Genomic DNA, 22,563 nt, shown 5'->3' with positions numbered 1-22,563 from the left:
AAATAGCCTGTTTTTCACCTAAAAATTCCCTTATATATCCTATTTCCACACCCATTTTCTCTCCCCTGTCTGCCCCCGCCATTTCTTTGCTATTTTATTATTTTTTATATATCATAGGAACTAGCGCTTTTTATTCTATACATAATGGAATGAAAATATTTCGCAATAACTTCATAGCAGAAAGATGGTGAAATAGATTGCAACGCTTTATTAAATGGTTAGCAGTCATTACGAGTCTTGATTTATTAATAGTTTTACTAGGAGGCGCCTTAGTTACAAAAACAGGTTCTGGCCAAGGGTGCGGTAAATCATGGCCACTTTGTAACGGTGAATTTGTTCCATCTAATTTATCAATGGAAACTATTATTGAACTAAGTCACCGCCTTACATCAGGATCAGCAGGAATTCTTGTCACTCTCCTTTGTATTTTGTCCTGGAAATATTATAAACATGTGCGCGAAACAAAAACGTTAGCAATTTTATCCTTCGTATTTTTAGTTGCGCAAGCATTAATGGGAGCGGCAGCAGTTGTTTGGGGACAAATGCCAGCTGTACTTGCTATCCATTTCGGTATTTCCTTAATTTCATTTGCTTCTGTCATTTTATTAACGTGTCTTATCTTTGAAATTGATCAGAAATTTGATGCACGTTCACTTATTATGGACAAAAAAATGAAATTTCATATTTATGGTGTAACAATTTACAGTTATATTGTCGTCTACACAGGTGCTTTAGTACGTCACGAACGAGCTAGCTTAGCCTGTCCAGACTTTCCTTTATGTAGCAAAAATAGACCTATGCCAACTCAACTACATGAATGGGTTCAAATGGGACATAGAGTTGCAGCGATGTTCATTTTCGCTTGGATACTATACGCGATGATTCTCGCTATTCGCCATTACAAGCAGCAGCCTGTCGTATACTGGGGATGGATCATTTCATTTATCCTTGTTACACTTCAAGCTATCGTAGGAATTTTAGTCGTATTTACAAATGCTAATTTAGTAATGGCATTATTACATTCACTATTCATTTCTTGCTTGTTTGCTGTACTATGCTATTTAGTTATGTTAGGTACACGAAGTAAAGTGAATGCAAAAGAAGCTGAATCAACTTCTAAACAAACAAAATAAATTCAAATTAAAATACCTTGCTGAATTGGCAAGGTATTTTTTGCAATAAAGTGAAACTTTAATCAGTGGGGGCTTCATCCCCCACTGATTATTAGCCCGCACCAATCAGGCTTTTATGGGCAGTTGATCCCCCATCTAACTTCTTTGTTTTCGCTGAATTTTGAGGCGGGTGTCTTACTGTCCGGCGAATAGCGGGATAAAGAAAAAGAGCTGCATTTACACAGCTCTTTTTCTTTTTTAGTGATCTAATTCAATGAGTAAGTCACCCGTTTGAATTGCATCTCCATCGTTAACATATACTTTTTTCACTTTACCATTGAACGGCGCTTGAACTGTCGTTTCCATTTTCATCGCTTCTGTAATTGCCATAGAATCGCCTTTTTTCACTTCATCGCCTTCTTTTACAACTACTTTAATAACCGTTCCCGGCATTGTTGCACTAATGTGGTTTGGATTTTCACGGTTTCCTTTCACACGTTGTGCCACTGTTGCTTTCACACTTTCGTCTTTCACAACAATCTCACGTGGTTGACCGTTAAACTCCAAGTAAAGAATACGATTTCCATCTGGCTGAGGCTCTCCGATTGATACTAGTTTAACCATCAATGTTTTACCTTGTTCGATTTCCACATTAATTTCTTCACCAAGTCTCATACCATAGAAGAATGTCGGTGTATCAAGCACAGACACACTTCCATAAAGCTCAGCAACTTTTTCGTAATCCATAAATACTTTTGGATATAATGCATATGCAACAACATCAAAAATCGTCACTTCACGTCCAAGCTTATGGAATAGCTCTTCTTTTAACGCGTCGAAATCTACTGGCTCTAATAATTCACCCGGTCTTACTGTTAATGGCTCTTTCCCTTTTAAAATAATTTCTTGTAACTTTTTCGGGAAACCACCATACGGTTGTCCTAAATCTCCTGAGAACATTTCAACAACAGATCCTGGGAAGTCCATAGAATGCCCACGCTCTAAAACATCTTGTTCTGTTAAGTGATTTTGAACCATAAATAATGCCATATCACCGACAACTTTAGATGATGGTGTTACTTTAACAATATCGCCAAACATGTCATTCACACGGCGGTACATTACTTTCACTTCATCGAAGCGATCTCCTAAACCAACCGCTTTCGCTTGTTGTTGTAGATTACTATACTGTCCGCCTGGCATTTCGTGCATATATACCTCTGTATGAGGTGCATTCATACCACTTTCAAACGGTGCGTAGTATTTACGTACATCTTCCCAATAATGAGATAGTTTTTCTAATGAATCTATATTAACGTCTGGCTGTCTTTCGTTTCCACCTAATGCATAGTATAGCGTGTTCGCACTTGGTTGTGACGTTTGACCAGCCATAGAACTTACTGCTACATCGACAATGTCAACACCTGCTTCAATTGCCTTTGTATACGTTAATATACCATTTCCACTCGTATCGTGTGTATGCAAGTGAATCGGAATCGATACCGTCTCTTTTAATGCAGAAACTAAATCATATGCCGCATTAGGTTTTAATAAGCCTGCCATATCTTTAATTCCTAATATATGTGCTCCTGATGCTTCTAACTCTTTTGCTAAGTTTTTATAATAATTCAAATCATATTTACTACGTAACGGATCATGAATATCTCCTGTGTAGCACATTGTTGCTTCTGCAATTTTACCAGTATCTCGTACAGCATCAATCGCAACTCTCATACCTTCTACCCAGTTTAAGCTATCAAAAATACGGAAGACATCAATTCCAGCTTGAGCAGAACATTCCACAAATTTTTGAATTAAATTATCCGGATAGTTTTTGTAACCAACTGCGTTTGAAGAACGAAGTAACATTTGGAATAAAACGTTTGGCATTTTTTCACGAAGATCTAGTAATCGTTCCCATGGATCTTCCTTTAAGAAACGATATGCAACATCAAACGTTGCACCACCCCACATTTCCGCTGAGAATAGGTTCGGTAACATTCTCGCTGTTGGCTCTGCAATTTGATGTAAATCTTTTGTACGAATACGAGTTGCAAGTAATGACTGATGCGCATCACGGAATGTTGTATCCGTTAAAAGTACACGGTTTTGATCTTGTACCCATTTTACTAATCCATCTGCTCCACGCTCGTCCAAAATTTGTTTCGTTCCATTTTGGATTGGCTCTGAATGTAATACATTCGGTATACGAGCATCCGGGAAAATTGGTTTCTCTTTTTTCCCTACTCCTGGGAAGCCATTTACTGTTACTGAACCAATGTAATTTAACATTTTCGTTCCGCGGTCTTTACGTTTCGGGAACAAGAATAGTTCAGGTGACACATCAATAAACGAAGTATCATATTCTCCTGATAAGAAGTTTTTATGTTTTACTACATTCTCTAGGAATGGAATATTTGTTTTAATACCACGAATACGGAATTCTTTTAAGTTACGTTCCATTTTTGCAGCAGCTTGTTCAAAAGTAAGCGCCCATGTTGTAACTTTTACAAGTAAAGAATCGTAGTACGGTGTAATAACTGCACCTTGGAAGCTATTTCCTGTATCAAGACGCACACCGAAACCACCGCCTGATCGGTACGCCATTATTTTTCCTGTATCCGGCATAAAATTATTTAGTGGATCCTCAGTTGTTACACGAGATTGGATTGCAAATCCATGCACAACTACTTCCTCTTGCTTCGGAACACCTACTATTTTACTATGTAATGCATGTCCATCAGCTATTAAAATTTGCGATTGAACGATATCGACTCCTGTAATCATCTCTGTAATCGTATGTTCAACTTGAACACGCGGATTTACTTCAATAAAGTAAAACTCATCACCTTTTACAAGAAATTCTACTGTTCCTGCGTTTAAATAATTTACATTTTTCGTTAATTTCACAGCAGCATCACAAATACGCTGACGCAAATCATCTGAAAGCGACACACTAGGTGCGATTTCTACCACTTTTTGGTGACGACGTTGTACAGAACAGTCACGCTCGTATAAATGAACAACATTGCCCTCTTCATCTGCTAAAATTTGAACTTCTATATGTTTAGGTTTTTCAACGAATTTTTCAACGTATACTTCATCATTACCAAAGGCTGCTTTCGCTTCTGACTTCGCTCGATTATACGATTCTCTTAATTCTTCACTACTACGTACAATACGCATACCACGACCGCCACCGCCAAGGGAAGCTTTAATAATAATCGGGTAATCATACTTTTCAGCAAATTCTCCAACTTCTTCTACTGAATTTACCGGCCCATCACTACCAGGAATAACTGGAATTTGTGCTAGCTGCGCTTGTGTTCTTGCTTTCACTTTATCTCCAAACATATCTAAATGCTTACTCTTTGGACCAATAAAGATAATCCCTTCTTCTTCACAACGTTTTGCGAATTGAATATTTTCTGACAAGAAACCATATCCAGGGTGGATTGCATCTACATGATTACTTTTCGCAATCTCAATAATGCCCTCAATATCTAGATAAGCATCAATTGGCTTTTTCCCTTCCCCAACTAAATAGGACTCATCGGCTTTATAACGATGATAAGAACCACTATCCTCTTTAGAATAGATTGCAACTGTTTTTAATCCAAGTTCCGAACAAGCTCGAAACACACGAATTGCAATCTCTCCACGGTTAGCTACCAATACTTTTTGAATACGTTGCAGCTTTGTCATGATTTTCCCCCTCTACTTTCCTACCACTCTAGAGATACAATATATACACACCCTAAAGAGCGTGAAGTTCTTCACTTTCTACATTATATTATACTTAGAAAGCTTCACTTTATTTTTATCCATCATACCTTATTTTTTAACAAATGATAAGTTTTCTGATCAATTTGTTTCACAAAAATAGTATAGCATACCTCTTCCTTTTCTAACAACTTAATTGTATATCACATTTAATTTAATGTGATATATTTTTCGGTATATATATCAATTAATGTATCCTATTTGATGTTTCTTGCACATAAAAAAAACACATCGCGCTCTAAAGCACAATGTGTTTTTTATTTTACTACAACAAGACGCGGTCCATCTTGCTCTCTTTCTTTCATTATCTCATTTTGTTGTTTCTCTTGTCGTTTTACATGACTAGCAACATTTAATAATATACCCATCGCAATTAGATTAGCCAATAAAGAACTACCACCATAACTAATAAACGGTAAAGGTACTCCTGTAAGTGGTATTAATCCAGACATACCACCAACATTAACAAAAGTTTGTATCCCAATTAAACTTGCAATTCCGATTGCAATTAAACTTCCAAATGGATCTTTACACTTCTGTGCAACTCTAAACGAACGAATGATAATAAGTAGTAAACAGATTAAAATGATGGCTACACCTATAAAACCTAGTTCTTCAGATATAATTGCCATAATAAAATCCGTTTGCGGCTCTGGTAAGTAGCCATACTTTTGTATACTATTTCCTAGTCCTCTACCATTTAACCCACCTGAGGCAATTCCAATAAATGAATTTATTAATTGAAATCCATCTTTTTGCGGATCACTAAATGGATCAAGAAAAACTGAAAATCGAGCTTTTTGGTAAAGACTTAATTTATAGTTTCCGATAAAATACAACGCCGGAATCCACACGACAGATGTTAATAAAAATCTTTTAATCCACAAGTTAACATTAACTCCTGAACAGAAGAACATAATTAACACTGTTCCACCTATTAATATGTCAGTCCCTAAGTCATTTTGTAATAAAATTAACACCATCGATCCACCGACAACAAATATAGGAGGTATTATCCCTTGAAAAAAAGGGGTTTGCCTCTCTTGTTTCTTAGCAAAAAAACTTGCTAGCGTAATAATAACTGCTATTTTTACAAACTCAGCTGGTTGTATACCTAGTATCCATCCTTTTGCACCATTGATTACCTTACCGAAAAGAAAAGCTGCTGTTAGTAAGCCCAGACTCCCTAACCCCATCGCTGTAAGAACTATTTTTTTCCTCCAAAATTTGTAAGGAATTACAGCGACAATCACTAGCATTACTGTTCCAATAGCAAGAGCAACTAATTGTTTTTTAAAAAAGTGATCTGCTGGCCAGTTATATTTCGACGAAATCGCGACAATGGAACTAGAACTATATACCATTATAACTCCCAACACACATAATATAACAAGAGGAAGTAATAATGAATAATCCATTGATTTCCATACTCTTTTCATTTCATTTCCTCTTTCTGTTTCAATTTAATTATTGTTGTATTCCATATGTACATTGATTCTTCCTGCTTTATTATACAAATAAAAAGCCCAAACTATTTCAGTTTGAGCCCCCCTATTTGAACCCGTTATTGTTGTTTGTTCGTAAATGCTTCATGAAGTGCAGATAACTCACGTTCAAGCTCTCCTAACATTGCTTTCCCTTGTTCTTCTGCAATAAGACCAAGGCGAACTGCAAAATCGACCTCGCGGGATAGTCCAAACATTTGTGTGTCTAACACTTCTTCATATAATGGACATTGCGGCATTGTAAGATTGTCCATTTGCACCTTAATAAGTCTTAAAATCTTCTCCGCATCCGCTTGTAGAAGGGCTAGTGCCTTTTCCTGATGATTTGATACTGTCTCAGACGCCAAATTGATTCCCTCCGTTTCCGTCCTACTCTCTCCTATCTATTAATATTAGCGATAGTTTTAGTAAATTGCAATAGAAACATTTTTTGTGACAACCGTGTCTAATGCTATTATACTGAAAAGTGGGAGTATAACACAAATGGGGGAACAACAATGAGCGAAATTTTATTTATTAATGGAAAAGTTCGTTTTCCAATCACTATCGATCCAACTGTTTGGATCTTTGATGATCGAAAAGTAGATTTGACAACTTACTTTGATGAAACAAGAGAAAACACTTCAGAACTAGAAGCTTATTTAAAAAACACTTCAGAGCATTGGGATCGCGAAATCCGTGATGGTGCTGCGTTTCCACCGATACAACAAAGTGTAAAGAAATATAAAAAAGAACAACTAATTACCGGAACGTTCGGTATACCATTTCATCCATTTCTTGCTAACGCCGAAATTTCAGAGGACGCTACGCAAGTCGAAATTGAAACAGTAGATCAAACAATAATACTTCCATTAGAAACTGTAGAAAATGCTATTCTTGGTTTTTCAAAAGAAGGAAAGCCATTAAAAGAGGATGGACCTGTTCATCTATATTACAATGATGGATCTAATAGACAAAATCCAATCCGTAACATCCGTAAATTTACAATTATTTAAAGTGTATACTTGGAAGAAAAAGGAGTGAGCCTCAGCTCACTCCTTTTATAATAAATCTGCTGCAAGTTGAGCTAAATTAGACCGCTCCCCTTTAACAAACTTTACATGACCACTAATACGTTGCTCTTTAAACTTCTCTACAACATATGTTAAACCATTATTATATTCATCCAAATACGGGTGATCAATTTGCTGAGGATCTCCCATTAATACAATTTTACTTTTTTCTCCTACCCTTGTTAATATCGTTTTCACTTCATGCTTCGTTAAATTTTGTGCTTCATCAATTATAATGAACTGATCTGGAATACTTCTCCCACGTATGTAGGTAAGGGCCTCTACTTCAATCGAACCCATTCCAGCTAAAATAGCATCTAACTCTCCTGGCTTTTTCGTATTAAATAAATACTCTAGATTATCAAAAATCGGTTGCATCCATGGTCTTAACTTTTCTTCTTTTTCTCCTGGTAAATAACCGATATCTTTTCCGACCGGAACAATTGGCCTTGCAACGAGTAGTTTTTTATATAGTCCTAAATCTTCCGTTTGCATGAGTCCTGAAGCCAACGCGAGTAATGTTTTTCCTGTACCAGCTTTCCCCGTTAACGTTACTAGCGGAATATCTTCACGAAGCAACAATTCTAATCCCATAATTTGCTGCACATTTCGTGGTCGTATCCCCCATACTTGTTCATTGTGAAAAATAAGTTTCTTTACCTTCTTACCTAAATGATCCACAATGCCAAGTGCTGAACTAGATCCCCCTAATGCATCTTTCATTACTACAAACTGATTTGGATAAAAAGGGTGATTTGCAATTTCGGATAAAGGCAATTCACCTTTTTCATAAAAATAATCTAATTGCTCTTTTGATATATACCCTTCTAAAAATCCTGAATATATATTATCTACTTCAATTACACGATCACTTAAATAATCTTCCGCCTTCAAACCAATTGCATCAGCTTTTACCCTTACGAGCACGTCTTTACTTACTAAAATAACAGACTTCCCGTCCTCTTTTTCTTGTTCTTCTAAAGATAGATTTTTTGCTACAGCTAAAATTCGATTATCATTCGTTTTTTCTACAAAAATATCTTGTAGTTGAACAAATGAACGATGATTTAATTCAATACGAAATGTACCGCCGTTTTCTAACGGAATACTTTCATGCAGCTTTCCTATTTCACGAAATTTGTCTATTAACTTAGATACATAACGAGCGTTTCGTCCTACTTCATCCATATAACGTTTTTTCGAATCAACCTCTTCTAATACAACTGCTGGAATCACTACTTCATTTGTTTCAAATGAAAAAATAGATAAAGGATCCTGCAAAAGTACATTCGTATCTAACACATAAATTTTATCCAACCTGTTACCCCCTGACTCCACTTTTAAATTTGTAGAACAAGGGTTTCATCCATAAAATATGGACGAACCATTGTTATAATTATATGTACCGTATAAACGAGGTAGAATCGAAATTCATAGCCATGAAACCTTTTATTTATTTTTTATTCATTTCTATTCAATATATTACTTTTAATTATAATTATTAACATAAAATCACAATAACTGATTACAAAAGTTAATAACTTATTTTCTTATTTATCACATTTATAATTCTTTTATTCCTACTAACACTTGGTTATCCAGCTTTTTCGCTGCGCGAATATCATATGTTTTTTCATAGGTTGGCTCAGTTGCAAGCTTCGCTCCATAAAACATAACATCACGTACTTCTTGTACATTTACTTCTATTACAGTTAATTTTAGAGGAATGCCTTCCATTCTATCAGTCAAAATTTCACCTGCACCACTTATGGAAAATACGGATTCATTCGCCATTATAGTCAATACTAGCCCAGTACTATGCCGTATATTTTCCACAATACGTGAACGTTGATCTACTGCAAATCGAATACTAGTTTTACTCACTGCATACACCCAAGAAATAGCACTTACGTTAGGAACTTGTTTTTCGAAGTCTGTTGTTGCTACCATAACAATACATTCTTTACGTAACGTTTGTACTAAATCATCTGTTAATGTAGGATCTACTACATTCGCCATATTTCCACCTCCAAATATAATTAGTATATCCTTATCATAACTTATTTTTCGAATTGCGAAAATATTATTTTTTCCCGCTATTATTCAAAAATATTACACTTCCATGATATACTTATACTGATAGAATTCGTATTGAGGTGACGAAATGAGAGTCAAATGTATGATTTGTGATAAAAAAGATATGTTAGATGATGAAAATCCTATGGCAAAAAAACTACGTAACCGCCCTATTCATACATATATGTGCATGGAATGTTCGGAACGAATTGCAGAACGTACGATGGAACGTCATGCAAGTGGTAATTTCCGATTATATCGTGATAAAAAAGTCGAAGACGATTGGTAAAATGTAAATAAGTCCTTAATCATATAGATAAGGACTTATTTATATTTTTCAGGTTCACGATTCATTTGATCCAAAAAGCAATCAATAGCTTCTAACGGAAACCTCGCAGATTTTCTTTCTCCATTCATTTCATATGTAATCAAATACATTTCTTCATTCTTTTTAACTTCCACATTCTTTAATTTATGTTCCTCATATATCATATTTTGAAATAACAAATACGTTTCTTTTGCAGCACGATCATCTGGACGTGCTTCGGCAACTGTTTTAATTGTTAACCAATTATATAATGCATCTTGTACTGAACGCATAAAACTCCCCCCTCATCCTGCTTTTTGTTGTCTCGCTTGACGTAAACGCAACCTATAAATCCCAAGTACAATTGCCGCTACAACAAGGCCCTCTCCAACAGGTAAAAAAACTGCAAAGAAAGTTAAAACTGTACACCCAATCGCTAACGATATATATATCACTATATTTTTTATTATTGATAGTTTTCTTGCAAAACCTAAATTATACACAAGTGCACTTAATATAATAATGATGCCATATAGCAACCACATCCCTAGTTCTGGATTTTCATCAACTTTACATAATTTCGCAAAAAACGACATTCTTTCTAACATCATTCATCCCCCTTTCTCACAAGAAACAAATTTTATTTATGTACTTAATACAAGAGTAACCCGCAAAAAAAATACTGTCCACAAAAAAGATTAAATATTCCAAAAATAAATACAATAAAAAAACAGCTACCCCTCAAAGGTAGCTGTTCTATTATTTTACGCTTCTACAGATTTCTTTTTCTTAGCAGCTCTTTCGCGCTCGCTCTTATCAAGAATCTTTTTACGTAGACGAATTGATTCTGGAGTTACTTCACAGAACTCGTCATCGTTTAAGTACTCTAATGACTCTTCTAAAGTCATTAAGCGTGGTTTTTTCATTGTTGAAGTTTGATCTTTCGTCGCAGAACGAATATTAGTTTGTTGTTTCATTTTTACAACGTTAACTGTTAAGTCATTCTCACGAGTGTGTTCTCCAACAATCATACCAGCATATACTTCTGTACCTGGTTCAACGAAGATTACACCACGGTCTTCAACTTGCATAATACCGTATTGTGATGCTTTTCCTGTTTCAAGTGAAACTAGAACACCTTGGCGACGTCCACCAACTTGTCCAGCGTGTACTGGTTGGTAGCAATCGAATGTATGGTTTAAAATACCGTAACCACGAGTTAATGTTAAGAATTCTGTTGTGTAACCAATTAAACCACGTGCTGGAACCATGAAAGTAAGGCGAACTTGACCGTTTCCGTTATTCACCATATCTAACATTTCACCTTTACGTGCACCCATAGATTCCATAATAGAACCAGTGTATTCTTCAGGTACATCGATTTGCACGCGCTCTACAGGCTCACATCTTACGCCATCAACTTCTTTAATAATTACTTCAGGCTTAGATACTTGTAGTTCATAACCTTCACGACGCATGTTTTCAATTAGGATAGATAAATGTAATTCCCCGCGTCCAGATACGATCCACGCATCAGGAGAATCTGTATTATCTACACGTAAACTTACATCTGTTTCTAATTGTGAACGAAGACGCTCTTCAATTTTACGAGATGTAATGAATTTACCTTCACGACCTGCAAATGGGCTGTTATTTACAAGGAATGTCATTTGTAGTGTTGGCTCATCAATACGTAATAATGGTAAAGCCTCTTCATGCTCAACCGGACATACCGTTTCACCTACGTTAATGTCTTCCATACCTGAAACAGCTACTAAATCTCCAGCTTTTGCTTCTTCAATTTCTTGACGTTTTAATCCAATGTAACCAAATAATTTCGTTACACGGAATTGTTTTACAGTTCCATCAACTTTCATTAATGCAACTTGTTGTCCTACTTTCATTGTACCACGGAATACGCGTCCAACTCCGATACGACCAACATAGTCATTGTAATCAAGAAGTGCTACTTGGAATTGAAGTGGCTCTTCGCTGTTATCAACTGGTGCTGGAATATGTTCAATAATTGTGTCAAATAATGATTTCATATTCTCTTCTTGATTTGCTGGATTTGAATCTAAGCTTGCTGTTCCGTTCATTGCTGATGCAAATACAACTGGGAACTCTAATTGATCTTCGTTTGCACCAAGTTCGATGAATAAGTCAACTACTTCATCAACTACTTCATCAGGGCGAGCGAAGTCACGGTCAATTTTGTTTACAACAACGATTGGAGTTAAGTTTTGCTCAAGAGCTTTCTTTAAAACAAATCGTGTTTGTGGCATACAACCTTCATATGCATCAACAACAAGTAGAACACCATCAACCATTTTCATGATACGCTCTACTTCTCCACCGAAGTCAGCGTGACCAGGTGTATCTAAAATGTTAATTCTTTTATCTTCATAGTGAATCGCAGTATTCTTCGCTAAAATTGTAATACCACGTTCTCTTTCTAGATCGTTTGAGTCCATTGCGCGTTCTTCAATATGTTCATTCGCACGGAACGTCCCCGCTTGACGTAATAACTGGTCAACAAGTGTTGTTTTACCATGGTCAACGTGGGCAATAATTGCTATATTTCGTAAATCTTGTCGTTTTTTCAACATGTCCAACTCCTAATGTCTTTTTAATCCTTCTCTATTATAAGAGCGAAGGGGATACAATGGCAATCAAAATAAAATCAAGAATGAAAATATAGTTGTATTCTTACTTTTGTGAAAGTAAAATGAGATTGGAGGGTGAAGAAATGGAACACATTCAATATCGCTTTTTATTAACTGCAATTATCGGTGTTATTTTCTTAATCGGTATCGGCATTATGGTTGCTGAAAATAGTCCCATCGGTATTATTATTTGCATTATCGGCACATTTGTTACAGTTGGATACGGTTTTGTAACAAAAAGAAAAATGCGTAAATCGAAATAACGTCAAAAAGTAAGAAGCGCTTATACAGCCTCTTACTTTTTTTGTTACTCCGCTATAAATCGTAACAACTCTTCATACACTCCTGGTTTTGCAACTAATACGCTGCTCTTCTCTACGATAGAAAGCGGGGATCCAGAAAAAGTTGTCACCTTGCCTCCAACTTCCTCTACAATTATCTGTCCCCCACCAAAATCCCATGGTGATAATCTCGGCGTTACATATGCATCTATTCTTCCTGTTGCAACGTATACCATCTCTAACGCTGCACAGCCATATGATCTCGTGCCTCTTGCTTTCTTAACCAGTGCCATCATACTTTCCTTATTAAGCATTGGATTGTCGGTAAGCCATATCGCATTTAAAGCTACAATACCTTGCTCTACAGTTCCTTTTTCCAATAAAGGTATTGGTACTTCATTACAAAATGCTCCAGCTCCCTTTACCGCATGGTATAATTCATCATGAACTGGATCATAAATGAGTCCAACCTTTCCGATACCGTTCTCATAAATTCCAATTGAAATTGCGAAATTTCTTTTTTGATGAACAAAGTTCATCGTGCCATCAATTGGATCAATTAACCAAACAACCCCTTCAGAAGAAGTTACCTCATCTCCATAACCTTCTTCTCCTAAAATATTATGGTTCGGGAATGTTTCTTTAATTTTCCCAATTAAAAACTGTTCTATTTCTCGGTCCATATTTGTTACTAAATCAGCTGCATTGGATTTCGTTTCTATAATAAGTGCTTTTTCCATTGATGCCATTAAAAACTCTCCTGCATCTCGAATCCACTGTTTGGCGTGTGCATCGATGTCTTTCCATACTTCTTGCATGTTTAAACACTCCGATCTATACTGTTCACAGAAAAAACGAACCCTTTATAAGGTTCGCACCAACTAATTTTTTATACATATACTATTATTACGCTTCTAAACGAATCATTTCAAGTCTTAACACTTCTAACTTTTGTACACACTCTTCTTTTTTCAGTTTATCATTTTCCATCATCGCATCATATAAAGTTGCTAATTCATAATCTAACTCCAAACGTAGCACCGGTATTCTCTTTTCAGCATCTGTTCTCTTTAACGCATTAATCACCTGTCTCATATTATTTGCCTCCTCCCAATATTCGTCTGCCCTCGGACTAGAATTGATTCAATTTTCTGATTTTTTGTTTTATACTATACTATGTTGGATAAATCATCTATGCAACAAAATTATATTTTTTTATTTAAATTTTTTTGTGCTGTTTTTTTTATGAATAGTACAAGCTATGCTAAAATAAAAGCAAAATAGGAGTTGGAGGAACAATCATGACACTACAAACATTCAAGTCAACTGATTTTGAGGTCTTTACAGTTGATGGTCTCGAAGAACGAATGAGTGCAATTAAAACGAACATTCATCCTAAGCTGGAAGCTTTAGGGGAACAGTTTGCAACGTATTTATCCAAACAAACTGATGAGAACTTTTTTTATCATGTAGCAAAACATGCACGTCGCAAAGTCAATCCACCAAACGATACTTGGGTTGCTTTTTCAACAAATAAACGCGGATATAAAATGCTACCACATTTCCAAATTGGATTATGGGGTACTCATGCCTTCATATACTTTGGTTTAATCTATGAGTGTCCACAAAAAGTGGAGACGGCTCACGCCTTCTTAGAACATTTAAATGATTTAAAAACAAATATTCCAAATGACTTCGTTTGGTCCATTGACCATACTAAACCAAGTGTAAAATTACATAAAACACTTGAAACAGAAGACTTACAAAAGATGATTGAACGTCTAGCTACTGTTAAAAAAGCAGAATTATTAGTTGGTATTCATATATCACCAGAGGAGTTTTCAGCAATGACCAACGAACAATTCCTTGCTAAGATTGAATCTACGATGCAATCACTCCTTCCTTTATATGCACTTTGTAATCGATAGTAGAAAACGGACAATTTATATTGTCCGTTTTTAGTTGTTATCACATTATATCACTTCAGTTTTTATTTTTCAAAATATTTTTACATTTTCACGAGCTTTTGTTCTTCCGTTTCTTTCGCCCTTTGAATCGCACGGTATATAGAATATCCACTTACTTCTTGAAACTCTTTATCAATTTTCTTCTCTTCTGCTTTAGATGGAACAATCTCTTTAAAACGACGATATAATTCCATTAATTCTTCTCTTATAATTCCTTTTTCGTATGCTTTCTCAATTGCTTCATAAAACTTTACAATTACAACCATTTCCTCATTTGACCAATTATAATCTAACGGATATTGATATTCCATTTCGCACCTCATTTATCATTTCTTCTTATTTCAATATGCTATCTTAAAGGGATTTTTTTCTTCTTCACTATAGCCACTTTGCATTATACACTATTTATTCATTGTGATGGAATTCTCTTCCTCTATAAGTTAATTGGAAATAACTATTTAACATACTCACTGTAAAAATATTTTTTTCTATACATCTATAATTATTGGTGATATAATGCTTTTGTTTTATAGAAAATAAAGTGAACCTACCATCTCAAAAATGCTTTTGTGATTGGCAGAAAAACAAGTCTCATTCTAAAAAGCACTTAACTTTTTTAGAACAAGATTATATAAAACAAACTCTAATAAATATTATGAAAAAGAAGGGGTGTATAGATTGTCCCAATACGAAACACCATTGTTTACCGCTTTAGTTGAGCACAGTAAGCGAAATCCAATTCAATTCCATATTCCTGGTCACAAAAAAGGACAGGGCATGGATCCTACATTTCGCGAATTTATTGGGCATAATGCATTAGCAATTGATTTAATTAATATTGCGCCGCTCGATGATTTACATCATCCAAAAGGTATGATTAAAGAAGCACAAGATTTAGCAGCCGCTGCATTTGGTGCAGATCATACTTTCTTTTCTATTCAAGGTACAAGTGGTGCAATAATGACAATGGTGATGAGCGTGTGCGGTCCTGGTGACAAAATCCTAGTGCCACGAAACGTGCATAAATCAGTAATGTCAGCTATTATTTTCTCAGGTGCAAAACCGATTTTCATGCATCCTGAAATCGATCCAAAACTTGGTATTTCACACGGAATCACAATTCAATCTGTCAAAAAGGCACTTGAAGAGCATTCAGATGCGAAAGGCTTACTTGTTATTAATCCAACATACTTTGGCTTTGCTGCGGACTTAGAACAGATTGTCCAATTAGCCCATTCTTATGATATCCCTGTACTAGTTGATGAGGCTCATGGTGTTCATATTCATTTTCACGATGAATTGCCGATGTCAGCGATGCAAGCCGGTGCAGATATGGCAGCAACAAGTGTTCACAAATTAGGAGGATCTTTAACGCAAAGTTCTATTCTTAACGTGAAGGAAGGCCTTGTGAACGTTAAACATGTTCAATCTATTATTAGCATGCTTACGACTACATCAACTTCTTACATCTTGTTAGCATCCCTAGATGTTGCTAGAAAACGTCTTGCTACAGAAGGAACAGCACTCATAGAACAAACAATTCAATTAGCGGAACAAGTTCGTGATGCTATTAATGCTGTTGAGGATCTTTACTGTCCTGGGAAAGAAATGCTAGGTACAGATGCTACTTTTAACTACGATCCTACAAAGATAATTGTATCTGTAAAAGATTTAGGTATTACAGGCCATCAGGCTGAAGTATGGCTTAGAGAGCAATATAACATTGAAGTAGAACTCTCGGATTTATACAACATACTATGTCTTGTCACTTTTGGGGATACAGAAAGTGAGACAAATACACTTATTGCAGCATTACAAGATTTAGCAGCAACATTTAGAAATAAAGCCGATAAAGGTGTTCAAATACAAGTAGAAATTCCAGAAATACCAGTGCTAGCACTTTCTCCTCGAGATGCTTTTTATTCGGAAACAGAAGTCATTCCGTTTGAAAATGCAGCAGGTCGTATTATAGCTGATTTCGTTATGGTTTATCCGCCAGGGATTCCAATCTTTACTCCGGGGGAAATTATTACACAAGATAACTTAGAGTATATTCGTAAAAACTTAGAAGCGGGTTTACCTGTACAAGGTCCTGAAGATATGACATTACAAACATTACGTGTGATTAAAGAGTACAAGCCTATCAGTTGATAGGCTTTTCTTTCACCCTTTTTCTCTTTTCCCATACGATATTAAGTAATGTAACGTATAGGTGGGGATACTATTATGATTGTAATAGGCCGTTCTATTGTACATCCTTATATCACAAATGAATATGAGCCATTTGCAGCTGAGAAACAACAAATTTTATCGATAATGGCAGGAAATCAAGAAATTTATTCCTTCCGAACATCTGATGAACTCAGCTTTGATCTAAATTTACGAGTGAATATTATTACTTCTGCATTAGAACTTTTTCAAAGTGGATTTCAGTTTCGCACATTTCAACAATCCTTTTGCAACCCCCAGTATTGGAAAAGAACACCACTTGGAGGATTCGAGCTACTACCAAACATACCCCCTTCCATTGCCATACAAGATATTTTCAAAAACGGAAAACTATATGGAACTGAATGCGCCACCGCTATGATCATTATTTTTTACAAAGCTTTACTATCGTTATATGAGGAAGAAACTTTCAACCGTCTCTTTGCAAACCTTTTACTTTATACGTGGGACTACGATCAAGATTTAAAGCTCATAACAAAAACGGGTGGCGATCTTGTTCCAGGTGATCTCGTTTATTTTAAAAATCCACAAGTGAATCCAGCTACGATCGAGTGGCAAGGAGAAAATACAATCTATCTAGGAAATTTCTTTTTTTACGGACATGGCGTAGGTGTAAAAACAAAAGAGGAAATTATATACTCATTAAATGAACGACGAGTCCCTTACGCTTTTATTTCAGCTTTCTTGACCGATACTATTACCCGTATTGATAGCCGTCTCATGAGCCACTACGCCTCTCCTAGCACTCCACAGACATCGATAGGATTTATTCCGATTAGAGATGATGCAATCGTTGCAACAGTTGGCCATACAACTACAATTTATTAAAAAAGCGCCTACATATATATGTAGGCGCTTCTTCTTATTTAAGCTTTTGTATGTTCTTTATGGTCACATTCGCAATGAGATCCACATTTTCCGTATAGTACTGTTGATTTTTCATCTTCAAAATGTCCGATTGTTCCTTCACATACTTGGCATACGATTGTTCCCATTTTTCATTTCCCCCTGAGTTTTAATAATAATCTACTTATTTATAATTAAGCTTTCGCCTTGTCTCTATTAGCACAGTCACAATTTGTACCACATTTTCCGTAAAGCACTGTCGTTTTTTCATCTTCAAAATGTCCGATTGTTCCTTCACATACTTGGCATACGATTGTTCCCATTTTTCATTTCCCCCTAAGTTTATGGTCCTAAAAACTTTTAGCTGTCCATTTCCTATCAATTATTGGGCTTTTGTATGCTCTGTGTGATCACATCCGCAAGATCCACATTTCCCGTAAAGTACCGTTACTTTCTCATCCTCGAAGTGTGCAATTGTACCTTCACAATCTTGACATACGATCGTTCCCATTTTTCATTTCCTCCTAAGTTTATAATCCCAAAAACTTTTGTAACCGCTTAACTTTCTGTCTTTATTTTAATATGTTATACTTTTTACGTCAATAGGTTTTTAGTATAACACATTAAATATTTTTAATTTAAATTAGTATGCGATATTCAAATAAAAAAACAGCCATATTTATACGTACGACTGTTTTACATTAATTATTCTTCATATTCCGCATGCAAAGAAGTAGATGGGACTAAAAATTTAAAAAACTGAGCTAACTCTGCTGCTTCCTCTTCTGACCCTAATTTAAAAACTTCCTGTATATGTTGCACATTCTCTACATCATCTCTTCCAAGTAAAGTAGACCTTCCTGTTTGCATACAAACAATGAGCGGCTTTCCAAAAAACATATTTGTATAAATAACACCAAAATCATAACGAGTATCATGTGTCATAAACCCCAAAAATCGTACCTTCACACTTTCATGCTCATCATACAATTTTTCAAACATCGGTTTCCACCTTTCTACATCACCTTTCATTAGTATATTAAACAAAAAAAGGAATACTCCTTTTAATTGTCAAAAAATTCAGTAGGATGTAGAATGATAGTATTCTACTAAGTTAGGAGGAACTTATATGCAACATGCCTTTATTACGCTTGTACCTAAATCCAATCAACAAACTGTTTCAACAGATGATATAAAACAACTTTTTCAGTACTATAAAACAGTTACTTCCAAAACTGGTGTTCAAATTAATTACGCTTATACAAATACCGCTTTTCCTTATGAAATTTTAGATACATCAGCAACAACATTAAAACTACAAGCTACTCACGATCGATATGACTCCATATATGTTGGTGTTGGTATAGAAAAGGAACAATCTTTTATTCAGATTTCTTTACCACCTAATGCAACATTCGGTGATAAAGGAAAAGCAAATGAATTTTGCCGTTTTCTAGCGAAGAAATTAGAAGGAGAATTACAATTATTTAATGGAAGAACGATGTATTTCTATAAACGTTAATTTAAAAAATAGAATATACAATAAAAAAAAGTATGCAATTTGAACACGTAAGGAATAATGCCTGCTTTCTGATGTGCAATACAAAATATGCGATCACATATGCTAAATAAAGAAATACAAAGAATAGCATTACTTTGTAATGCAACTTATCACCATTTGACAATGATAATACTACGGAAAAACCACTCCATAATAAAAAATGATAAAATATAACATGTAATATTCTCATGGAACCTTCTCCTTTGACATGCTCTATTTTATTAATATATGGGATTAAGTTTGAATCAATTACATATTATACGAAAGCATATATACTACTTTTGAATTAACATATGTTCTAACGATTCATTTAAAGTATTATATATTCATTCGACAAGTACACATAAAGACCTTGCAAGCTATTTTATTAAAATAAAAATAACCCCTCTCTTTAAATAAGAGAGGGGTTATTTTCATTACTTAAATTATTTTACAATGTGAATTGGCATTCCAAGAGCAACTTCAGCTGCTTCCATTGTGATCTCACCTAATGTTGGGTGAGCGTGGATTGTTTGAGCAATATCTTCTGCTGTCATTCCAGCTTCGATAGCTAAACCAATCTCAGAGATAATATCAGAAGCGCCTGCACCTGCAACTTGAGCACCTACAAGAAGACCATCTTCTTTACGTGTTACAAGTTGTAGGAAACCGTCAGTGCTGTTTAATGATAATGCACGACCGTTAGCAGCGAATGGGAACTTAGATACAGCTACTGTCATTCCTGCTTCTTCAGCTTGTTTCTTAGTGTAACCAACAGATGCTAATTCAGGATCAGTGAAGCATACTGCAGGAATTCCGATATAATCGATTGCTGATGCATGGCCACTAATTGCTTCAACAGCTACTTTACCTTCGTAAGAAGCTTTGTGAGCTAATGGTGGTCCAGGAACGATATCACCGATTGCATAGATGTTTGATACGTTTGTACGACATTGCTCATCGATTTCGATGATGCCGCGGTCAGTCATTTTAACTCCAACTTGCTCAAGACCAATTTCTTGAGTGTTTGGACGACGACCTACAGTTACTAATACGTAATCTGCTTCTACAGTTTGGATTTCACCTTTAACTTCAAAGCTAACTTTTACGCCAGTTTCTGTTTCTTCAACGCCTTTAGCCATAGCTTTTGTATGGATATTTACGTTACCTTTCTTTTGAAGAGCACGTTTAACAACAGAGCTCATAGCTTTTTCGAAACCAGCTAAGATTTCGTCGCCAGCTTCTACTACAGTAACTTCTGTACCGAAGTTAGCATATGCAGTTCCTAATTCCATACCGATGTAACCGCCGCCGATTACAACAAGTTTTTTAGGAATTTCAGGTAAGCTTAAAGCACCTGTAGAGTTGATAACACGTTTAGAGTATTTGAATCCTGGAATTTCGATTGGTGTAGAACCAGTTGCAAGAACAGCATTTTTAAACGTATACGTTTGTGCTGCATCTTCAGTCATTACGCGTAATGTGTTAGCATCTACGAAGTAAGCTTCACCGCGAATGATTTCAACTTTGTTACCTTTAAGAAGGCCTTCAACACCGCCAGTTAATTTCTTAACTACGCCGTTTTTCCATTCTTGAACTTTTGTAAAGTCAACTTTTACGTTCTCTGCAGTGATACCCATGTCATCAGAATGCATTGCATTCTCATAACGATGACCTGCATTGATTAACGCTTTTGAAGGAATACATCCAACGTTTAAGCATACGCCACCAAGGTTAGCTTTTTCGATAATTGCTACCTTTTGACCTAATTGTGCTGCACGAATTGCCGCAACGTATCCACCAGGACCTGCACCAACAACGACTGTATCTAATTCAATTGGGAAATCTCCTACTACCATTGTTATTACGCCTCCATTACTAATAATTGTGGGTCATTCAATAGACGTTTAATTTGGTTTAATGCTTTTTGAGCAGTTGCGCCGTCAATTAAACGATGGTCAAAGCTTAGAGATAATGCTAATACTGGAGCTGCAACGATTTCACCGTTTTTCACAACTGGCTTCTCAGCGATACGGCCGATACCAAGGATTGCTACTTCTGGGTGATTGATAACTGGAGTGAACCATTGTCCACCTGCAGAACCAATGTTTGTGATTGTGCAAGAAGCACCTTTCATTTCAGCCGGAGCTAAACGACCATCACGTGCTTTACCAGCAAGATCATTGATCTCGTTAGAAATAGTGAAGATAGACTTGCGATCTGTATCTTTAACAACTGGTACTAATAGACCTTTGTCTGTATCAGCTGCGATACCGATGTTGAAGTAATGTTTATGAACTACTTCTTGAGAAGCATCATCTAAAGAAGTGTTTAACATTGGGTATTCACGTAATGCAGATGTTAAAGCTTTAACAACGTATGGAAGGTAAGTTAATTTAATACCTTTGTCAGCTGCAACAGCTTTGAACTTCTTACGGTGAGCAACAAGTTCTGTTACATCTACTTCATCCATTAATGTTACGTGAGGAGCTGTATGCTTAGAGTTAACCATTGCTTTAGCAATCGCTTTACGGATACCACTCATTTTCTCACGAGTTTCTGGATATTCACCAGCTGGGATTGGTTGTGCTTTTGGTGCTTCTTCTTTCGCTGCTGCTGGAGTAGCTTCTACTGCTGCTGGAGCCTCAGTTGCTGCTACTGCTTGTCCACCATTTGCAAATGCATCGATGTCAGCTTTTACGATACGGCCGTTCTTACCAGAACCAGCTACTTTATGAATGTCTACGCCGTTTTCACGAGCATATTTACGAACAGATGGCATAGCGATTACGCGCTCATTTACTACTTCTGCAGTTGCTGCTGGAGTAGCTTCCGCTGCTGGAGCTTCTACTGCTGCTTCTTCAGCTTTTGGAGCTGCATCATGATCGTCACCTTTAAATTTAAGGTTTTCGTATCCAGGAGCATCAAATTTAATTAATGTATCTCCTACAATTGCAACTGTTCCTTCTTCTACAAGTACTTCAAGTACTTTACCTTTAACAGGAGAAGGGATTTCTACTACTGCTTTATCATTTTGTACTTCAAGAAGTACATCGTCTTCGTTTACTTCATCGCCTGGTTTAATAAACCATTTTACGATTTCACCTTCGTGGATACCTTCACCGATATCTGGTAGTTTAAATTCAAATGCCACGGAATTCAGCCCCCTGATTCATTTCATTATTATGGAATATGTACA

The 22,563-nt window shown here is 35.9% G+C and carries 26 protein-coding genes; 8 read left to right on the top strand and 18 right to left on the bottom strand.

Annotated features, from left to right (window positions below; all coding sequences use genetic code 11):
* The first annotated feature begins 197 nt into the window (after window positions 1-197).
* Window positions 198-1,133 carry a heme A synthase gene (gene ctaA / locus DN389_RS08270; protein ID WP_149237013.1) on the top strand — a complete coding sequence of 312 codons (936 nt, stop codon included), beginning with the start codon at window positions 198-200 and terminating at the stop codon, window positions 1,131-1,133.
* Window positions 1,134-1,370: 237 nt separating this feature from the next.
* On the opposite strand, the gene pyc is transcribed toward ctaA, so the two are convergent.
* The 3 genes from pyc to DN389_RS08250 form a co-directional block, all read right to left on the bottom strand.
* The gene (gene pyc, locus DN389_RS08265) at window positions 1,371-4,817 is read right to left on the bottom strand and encodes a pyruvate carboxylase (protein ID WP_149237012.1); all 3,447 of its coding nucleotides are present in this window, start codon (window positions 4,815-4,817) and stop codon (window positions 1,371-1,373) included.
* A gap of 335 nt (window positions 4,818-5,152) precedes the next feature.
* The gene (locus tag DN389_RS08255) at window positions 5,153-6,334 is read right to left on the bottom strand and encodes an FtsW/RodA/SpoVE family cell cycle protein (RefSeq protein ID WP_098189976.1); all 1,182 of its coding nucleotides are present in this window, start codon (window positions 6,332-6,334) and stop codon (window positions 5,153-5,155) included.
* Between the two features lie 125 nt (window positions 6,335-6,459).
* Window positions 6,460-6,747, bottom strand: coding sequence for an Fpa/YlaN family protein (locus DN389_RS08250; protein WP_000135698.1), 288 nt, complete (start codon window positions 6,745-6,747; stop codon window positions 6,460-6,462).
* 150 nt (window positions 6,748-6,897) lie between these two features.
* On the opposite strand from DN389_RS08250, the gene DN389_RS08245 reads away from it, so the two are divergent.
* Window positions 6,898-7,395, top strand: a complete 498-nt coding sequence (locus DN389_RS08245) for a molybdopterin-binding protein (RefSeq protein ID WP_088123318.1) — start codon at window positions 6,898-6,900, stop codon at window positions 7,393-7,395.
* A gap of 45 nt (window positions 7,396-7,440) precedes the next feature.
* On the opposite strand, the gene DN389_RS08240 is transcribed toward DN389_RS08245, so the two are convergent.
* Entirely contained in the window at window positions 7,441-8,769 is a 1,329-nt protein-coding gene (locus tag DN389_RS08240; protein WP_000358079.1) for a PhoH family protein, read from the bottom strand.
* Between the two features lie 246 nt (window positions 8,770-9,015).
* Complete coding sequence (locus DN389_RS08235; RefSeq protein WP_000024571.1) at window positions 9,016-9,471, bottom strand: PNPOx family protein; 456 nt, start codon at window positions 9,469-9,471, stop codon at window positions 9,016-9,018.
* Window positions 9,472-9,616: 145 nt separating this feature from the next.
* Here DN389_RS08235 and DN389_RS08230 point away from each other — a divergent pair, with 145 nt between their 5' ends.
* Window positions 9,617-9,817: a YlaI family protein gene (locus tag DN389_RS08230; RefSeq protein WP_001995040.1), complete on the top strand. Its 201-nt coding sequence runs from the start codon at window positions 9,617-9,619 to the stop codon at window positions 9,815-9,817.
* Between the two features lie 35 nt (window positions 9,818-9,852).
* Here DN389_RS08230 and DN389_RS08225 read toward each other — a convergent pair whose 3' ends face one another.
* The 3 genes from DN389_RS08225 to typA form a co-directional block, all read right to left on the bottom strand.
* Window positions 9,853-10,128, bottom strand: coding sequence for a hypothetical protein (locus tag DN389_RS08225; RefSeq protein ID WP_001258133.1), 276 nt, complete (start codon window positions 10,126-10,128; stop codon window positions 9,853-9,855).
* 12 nt (window positions 10,129-10,140) lie between these two features.
* Complete coding sequence (locus tag DN389_RS08220) at window positions 10,141-10,443, bottom strand: YlaH-like family protein (protein ID WP_000893656.1); 303 nt, start codon at window positions 10,441-10,443, stop codon at window positions 10,141-10,143.
* A 156-nt stretch (window positions 10,444-10,599) separates the two neighbouring features.
* Window positions 10,600-12,444 (bottom strand): translational GTPase TypA, encoded by a 1,845-nt coding sequence (gene typA / locus DN389_RS08215; RefSeq protein WP_000914755.1) that lies wholly within the window; start codon window positions 12,442-12,444, stop codon window positions 10,600-10,602.
* 140 nt (window positions 12,445-12,584) lie between these two features.
* Here typA and DN389_RS08210 point away from each other — a divergent pair, with 140 nt between their 5' ends.
* On the top strand, window positions 12,585-12,764 hold the full coding sequence (locus DN389_RS08210; RefSeq protein WP_000400128.1) for a DUF5325 family protein: 180 nt from the start codon (window positions 12,585-12,587) through the stop codon (window positions 12,762-12,764).
* 44 nt (window positions 12,765-12,808) lie between these two features.
* On the opposite strand, the gene DN389_RS08205 is transcribed toward DN389_RS08210, so the two are convergent.
* Both DN389_RS08205 and DN389_RS08200 read right to left on the bottom strand, forming a co-directional pair.
* Complete coding sequence (locus DN389_RS08205; RefSeq protein WP_001158688.1) at window positions 12,809-13,600, bottom strand: inositol monophosphatase family protein; 792 nt, start codon at window positions 13,598-13,600, stop codon at window positions 12,809-12,811.
* 88 nt (window positions 13,601-13,688) lie between these two features.
* Window positions 13,689-13,877, bottom strand: coding sequence for a hypothetical protein (locus DN389_RS08200; RefSeq protein ID WP_001250166.1), 189 nt, complete (start codon window positions 13,875-13,877; stop codon window positions 13,689-13,691).
* Window positions 13,878-14,083: 206 nt separating this feature from the next.
* Between DN389_RS08200 and DN389_RS08195 the strand changes: the two genes are divergently transcribed.
* Window positions 14,084-14,710 carry a YktB family protein gene (locus DN389_RS08195; RefSeq protein WP_000175087.1) on the top strand — a complete coding sequence of 209 codons (627 nt, stop codon included), beginning with the start codon at window positions 14,084-14,086 and terminating at the stop codon, window positions 14,708-14,710.
* A gap of 80 nt (window positions 14,711-14,790) precedes the next feature.
* Here DN389_RS08195 and DN389_RS08190 read toward each other — a convergent pair whose 3' ends face one another.
* Window positions 14,791-15,060, bottom strand: a complete 270-nt coding sequence (locus DN389_RS08190) for a UPF0223 family protein (RefSeq protein WP_149237011.1) — start codon at window positions 15,058-15,060, stop codon at window positions 14,791-14,793.
* A gap of 367 nt (window positions 15,061-15,427) precedes the next feature.
* Between DN389_RS08190 and speA the strand changes: the two genes are divergently transcribed.
* Together speA and DN389_RS08180 are read left to right on the top strand one after the other, a co-directional pair.
* Complete coding sequence (gene speA / locus DN389_RS08185; protein WP_000084901.1) at window positions 15,428-16,900, top strand: arginine decarboxylase; 1,473 nt, start codon at window positions 15,428-15,430, stop codon at window positions 16,898-16,900.
* 75 nt (window positions 16,901-16,975) lie between these two features.
* Entirely contained in the window at window positions 16,976-17,806 is an 831-nt protein-coding gene (locus DN389_RS08180) for a protein-glutamine gamma-glutamyltransferase (protein ID WP_000635322.1), read from the top strand.
* A 38-nt stretch (window positions 17,807-17,844) separates the two neighbouring features.
* On the opposite strand, the gene DN389_RS08175 is transcribed toward DN389_RS08180, so the two are convergent.
* The 4 genes from DN389_RS08175 to DN389_RS08160 form a co-directional block, all read right to left on the bottom strand.
* Window positions 17,845-17,973 carry a GapA-binding peptide SR1P gene (locus tag DN389_RS08175; RefSeq protein ID WP_000536796.1) on the bottom strand — a complete coding sequence of 43 codons (129 nt, stop codon included), beginning with the start codon at window positions 17,971-17,973 and terminating at the stop codon, window positions 17,845-17,847.
* A gap of 45 nt (window positions 17,974-18,018) precedes the next feature.
* A complete protein-coding gene (locus DN389_RS08170; RefSeq protein WP_000536801.1) occupies window positions 18,019-18,147 on the bottom strand; it encodes a GapA-binding peptide SR1P in 129 nt (42 codons plus the stop codon).
* A 59-nt stretch (window positions 18,148-18,206) separates the two neighbouring features.
* A complete protein-coding gene (locus DN389_RS08165; protein WP_000536778.1) occupies window positions 18,207-18,335 on the bottom strand; it encodes a GapA-binding peptide SR1P in 129 nt (42 codons plus the stop codon).
* 194 nt (window positions 18,336-18,529) lie between these two features.
* Complete coding sequence (locus tag DN389_RS08160; protein ID WP_033656384.1) at window positions 18,530-18,826, bottom strand: DUF3055 domain-containing protein; 297 nt, start codon at window positions 18,824-18,826, stop codon at window positions 18,530-18,532.
* Between the two features lie 127 nt (window positions 18,827-18,953).
* On the opposite strand from DN389_RS08160, the gene DN389_RS08155 reads away from it, so the two are divergent.
* A complete protein-coding gene (locus tag DN389_RS08155) occupies window positions 18,954-19,346 on the top strand; it encodes a DUF1885 family protein (RefSeq protein WP_001163318.1) in 393 nt (130 codons plus the stop codon).
* 1 nt (window position 19,347) lies between these two features.
* Here the strand turns inward: DN389_RS08155 and DN389_RS08150 are convergent, their stop codons facing one another.
* The 3 genes from DN389_RS08150 to pdhC form a co-directional block, all read right to left on the bottom strand.
* Window positions 19,348-19,575, bottom strand: a complete 228-nt coding sequence (locus DN389_RS08150) for a hypothetical protein (protein ID WP_149237010.1) — start codon at window positions 19,573-19,575, stop codon at window positions 19,348-19,350.
* 235 nt (window positions 19,576-19,810) lie between these two features.
* Entirely contained in the window at window positions 19,811-21,223 is a 1,413-nt protein-coding gene (gene lpdA, locus DN389_RS08145; protein WP_000260106.1) for a dihydrolipoyl dehydrogenase, read from the bottom strand.
* 5 nt (window positions 21,224-21,228) lie between these two features.
* On the bottom strand, window positions 21,229-22,518 hold the full coding sequence (gene pdhC / locus DN389_RS08140) for a pyruvate dehydrogenase complex dihydrolipoyllysine-residue acetyltransferase (RefSeq protein ID WP_000863412.1): 1,290 nt from the start codon (window positions 22,516-22,518) through the stop codon (window positions 21,229-21,231).
* Window positions 22,519-22,563: the final 45 nt, after the last annotated feature.

The sequence above is a fragment of the Bacillus sp. AY3-1 genome (assembly GCF_008368785.1).
Lineage (GTDB): Bacteria > Bacillota > Bacilli > Bacillales > Bacillaceae_G > Bacillus_A > Bacillus_A wiedmannii.
This window is presented reverse-complemented; position numbering and strand designations above follow the sequence as displayed.

Excerpts from the sequence above, each read along its gene's own strand:
- DN389_RS08225 (WP_001258133.1), bottom strand. The coding sequence starts at position 10,128 with ATGCGTTCAGTACAAGATGCATTATATAATTGGTTAACAATTAAAACA.
- DN389_RS08220 (WP_000893656.1), bottom strand. The coding sequence starts at position 10,443 with ATGTTAGAAAGAATGTCGTTTTTTGCGAAATTATGTAAAGTTGATGAA.
- DN389_RS08160 (WP_033656384.1), bottom strand. The coding sequence starts at position 18,826 with ATGTTTGAAAAATTGTATGATGAGCATGAAAGTGTGAAGGTACGATTT.
- DN389_RS08230 (WP_001995040.1), top strand. The coding sequence starts at position 9,617 with ATGAGAGTCAAATGTATGATTTGTGATAAAAAAGATATGTTAGATGAT.
- DN389_RS08165 (WP_000536778.1), bottom strand. The coding sequence starts at position 18,335 with ATGGGAACGATCGTATGTCAAGATTGTGAAGGTACAATTGCACACTTC.
- DN389_RS08190 (WP_149237011.1), bottom strand. The coding sequence starts at position 15,060 with ATGGAATATCAATATCCGTTAGATTATAATTGGTCAAATGAGGAAATG.
- DN389_RS08170 (WP_000536801.1), bottom strand. The coding sequence starts at position 18,147 with ATGGGAACAATCGTATGCCAAGTATGTGAAGGAACAATCGGACATTTT.
- DN389_RS08245 (WP_088123318.1), top strand. The coding sequence starts at position 6,898 with ATGAGCGAAATTTTATTTATTAATGGAAAAGTTCGTTTTCCAATCACT.
- DN389_RS08180 (WP_000635322.1), top strand. The coding sequence starts at position 16,976 with ATGATTGTAATAGGCCGTTCTATTGTACATCCTTATATCACAAATGAA.
- pyc (WP_149237012.1), bottom strand. The coding sequence starts at position 4,817 with ATGACAAAGCTGCAACGTATTCAAAAAGTATTGGTAGCTAACCGTGGA.
- DN389_RS08255 (WP_098189976.1), bottom strand. The coding sequence starts at position 6,334 with ATGAAAAGAGTATGGAAATCAATGGATTATTCATTATTACTTCCTCTT.
- DN389_RS08205 (WP_001158688.1), bottom strand. The coding sequence starts at position 13,600 with ATGCAAGAAGTATGGAAAGACATCGATGCACACGCCAAACAGTGGATT.
- lpdA (WP_000260106.1), bottom strand. The coding sequence starts at position 21,223 with ATGGTAGTAGGAGATTTCCCAATTGAATTAGATACAGTCGTTGTTGGT.
- DN389_RS08195 (WP_000175087.1), top strand. The coding sequence starts at position 14,084 with ATGACACTACAAACATTCAAGTCAACTGATTTTGAGGTCTTTACAGTT.
- DN389_RS08200 (WP_001250166.1), bottom strand. The coding sequence starts at position 13,877 with ATGAGACAGGTGATTAATGCGTTAAAGAGAACAGATGCTGAAAAGAGA.
- DN389_RS08210 (WP_000400128.1), top strand. The coding sequence starts at position 12,585 with ATGGAACACATTCAATATCGCTTTTTATTAACTGCAATTATCGGTGTT.
- DN389_RS08155 (WP_001163318.1), top strand. The coding sequence starts at position 18,954 with ATGCAACATGCCTTTATTACGCTTGTACCTAAATCCAATCAACAAACT.
- DN389_RS08235 (WP_000024571.1), bottom strand. The coding sequence starts at position 9,471 with ATGGCGAATGTAGTAGATCCTACATTAACAGATGATTTAGTACAAACG.
- DN389_RS08175 (WP_000536796.1), bottom strand. The coding sequence starts at position 17,973 with ATGGGAACAATCGTATGCCAAGTATGTGAAGGAACAATCGGACATTTT.
- typA (WP_000914755.1), bottom strand. The coding sequence starts at position 12,444 with ATGTTGAAAAAACGACAAGATTTACGAAATATAGCAATTATTGCCCAC.
- DN389_RS08150 (WP_149237010.1), bottom strand. The coding sequence starts at position 19,575 with ATGAGAATATTACATGTTATATTTTATCATTTTTTATTATGGAGTGGT.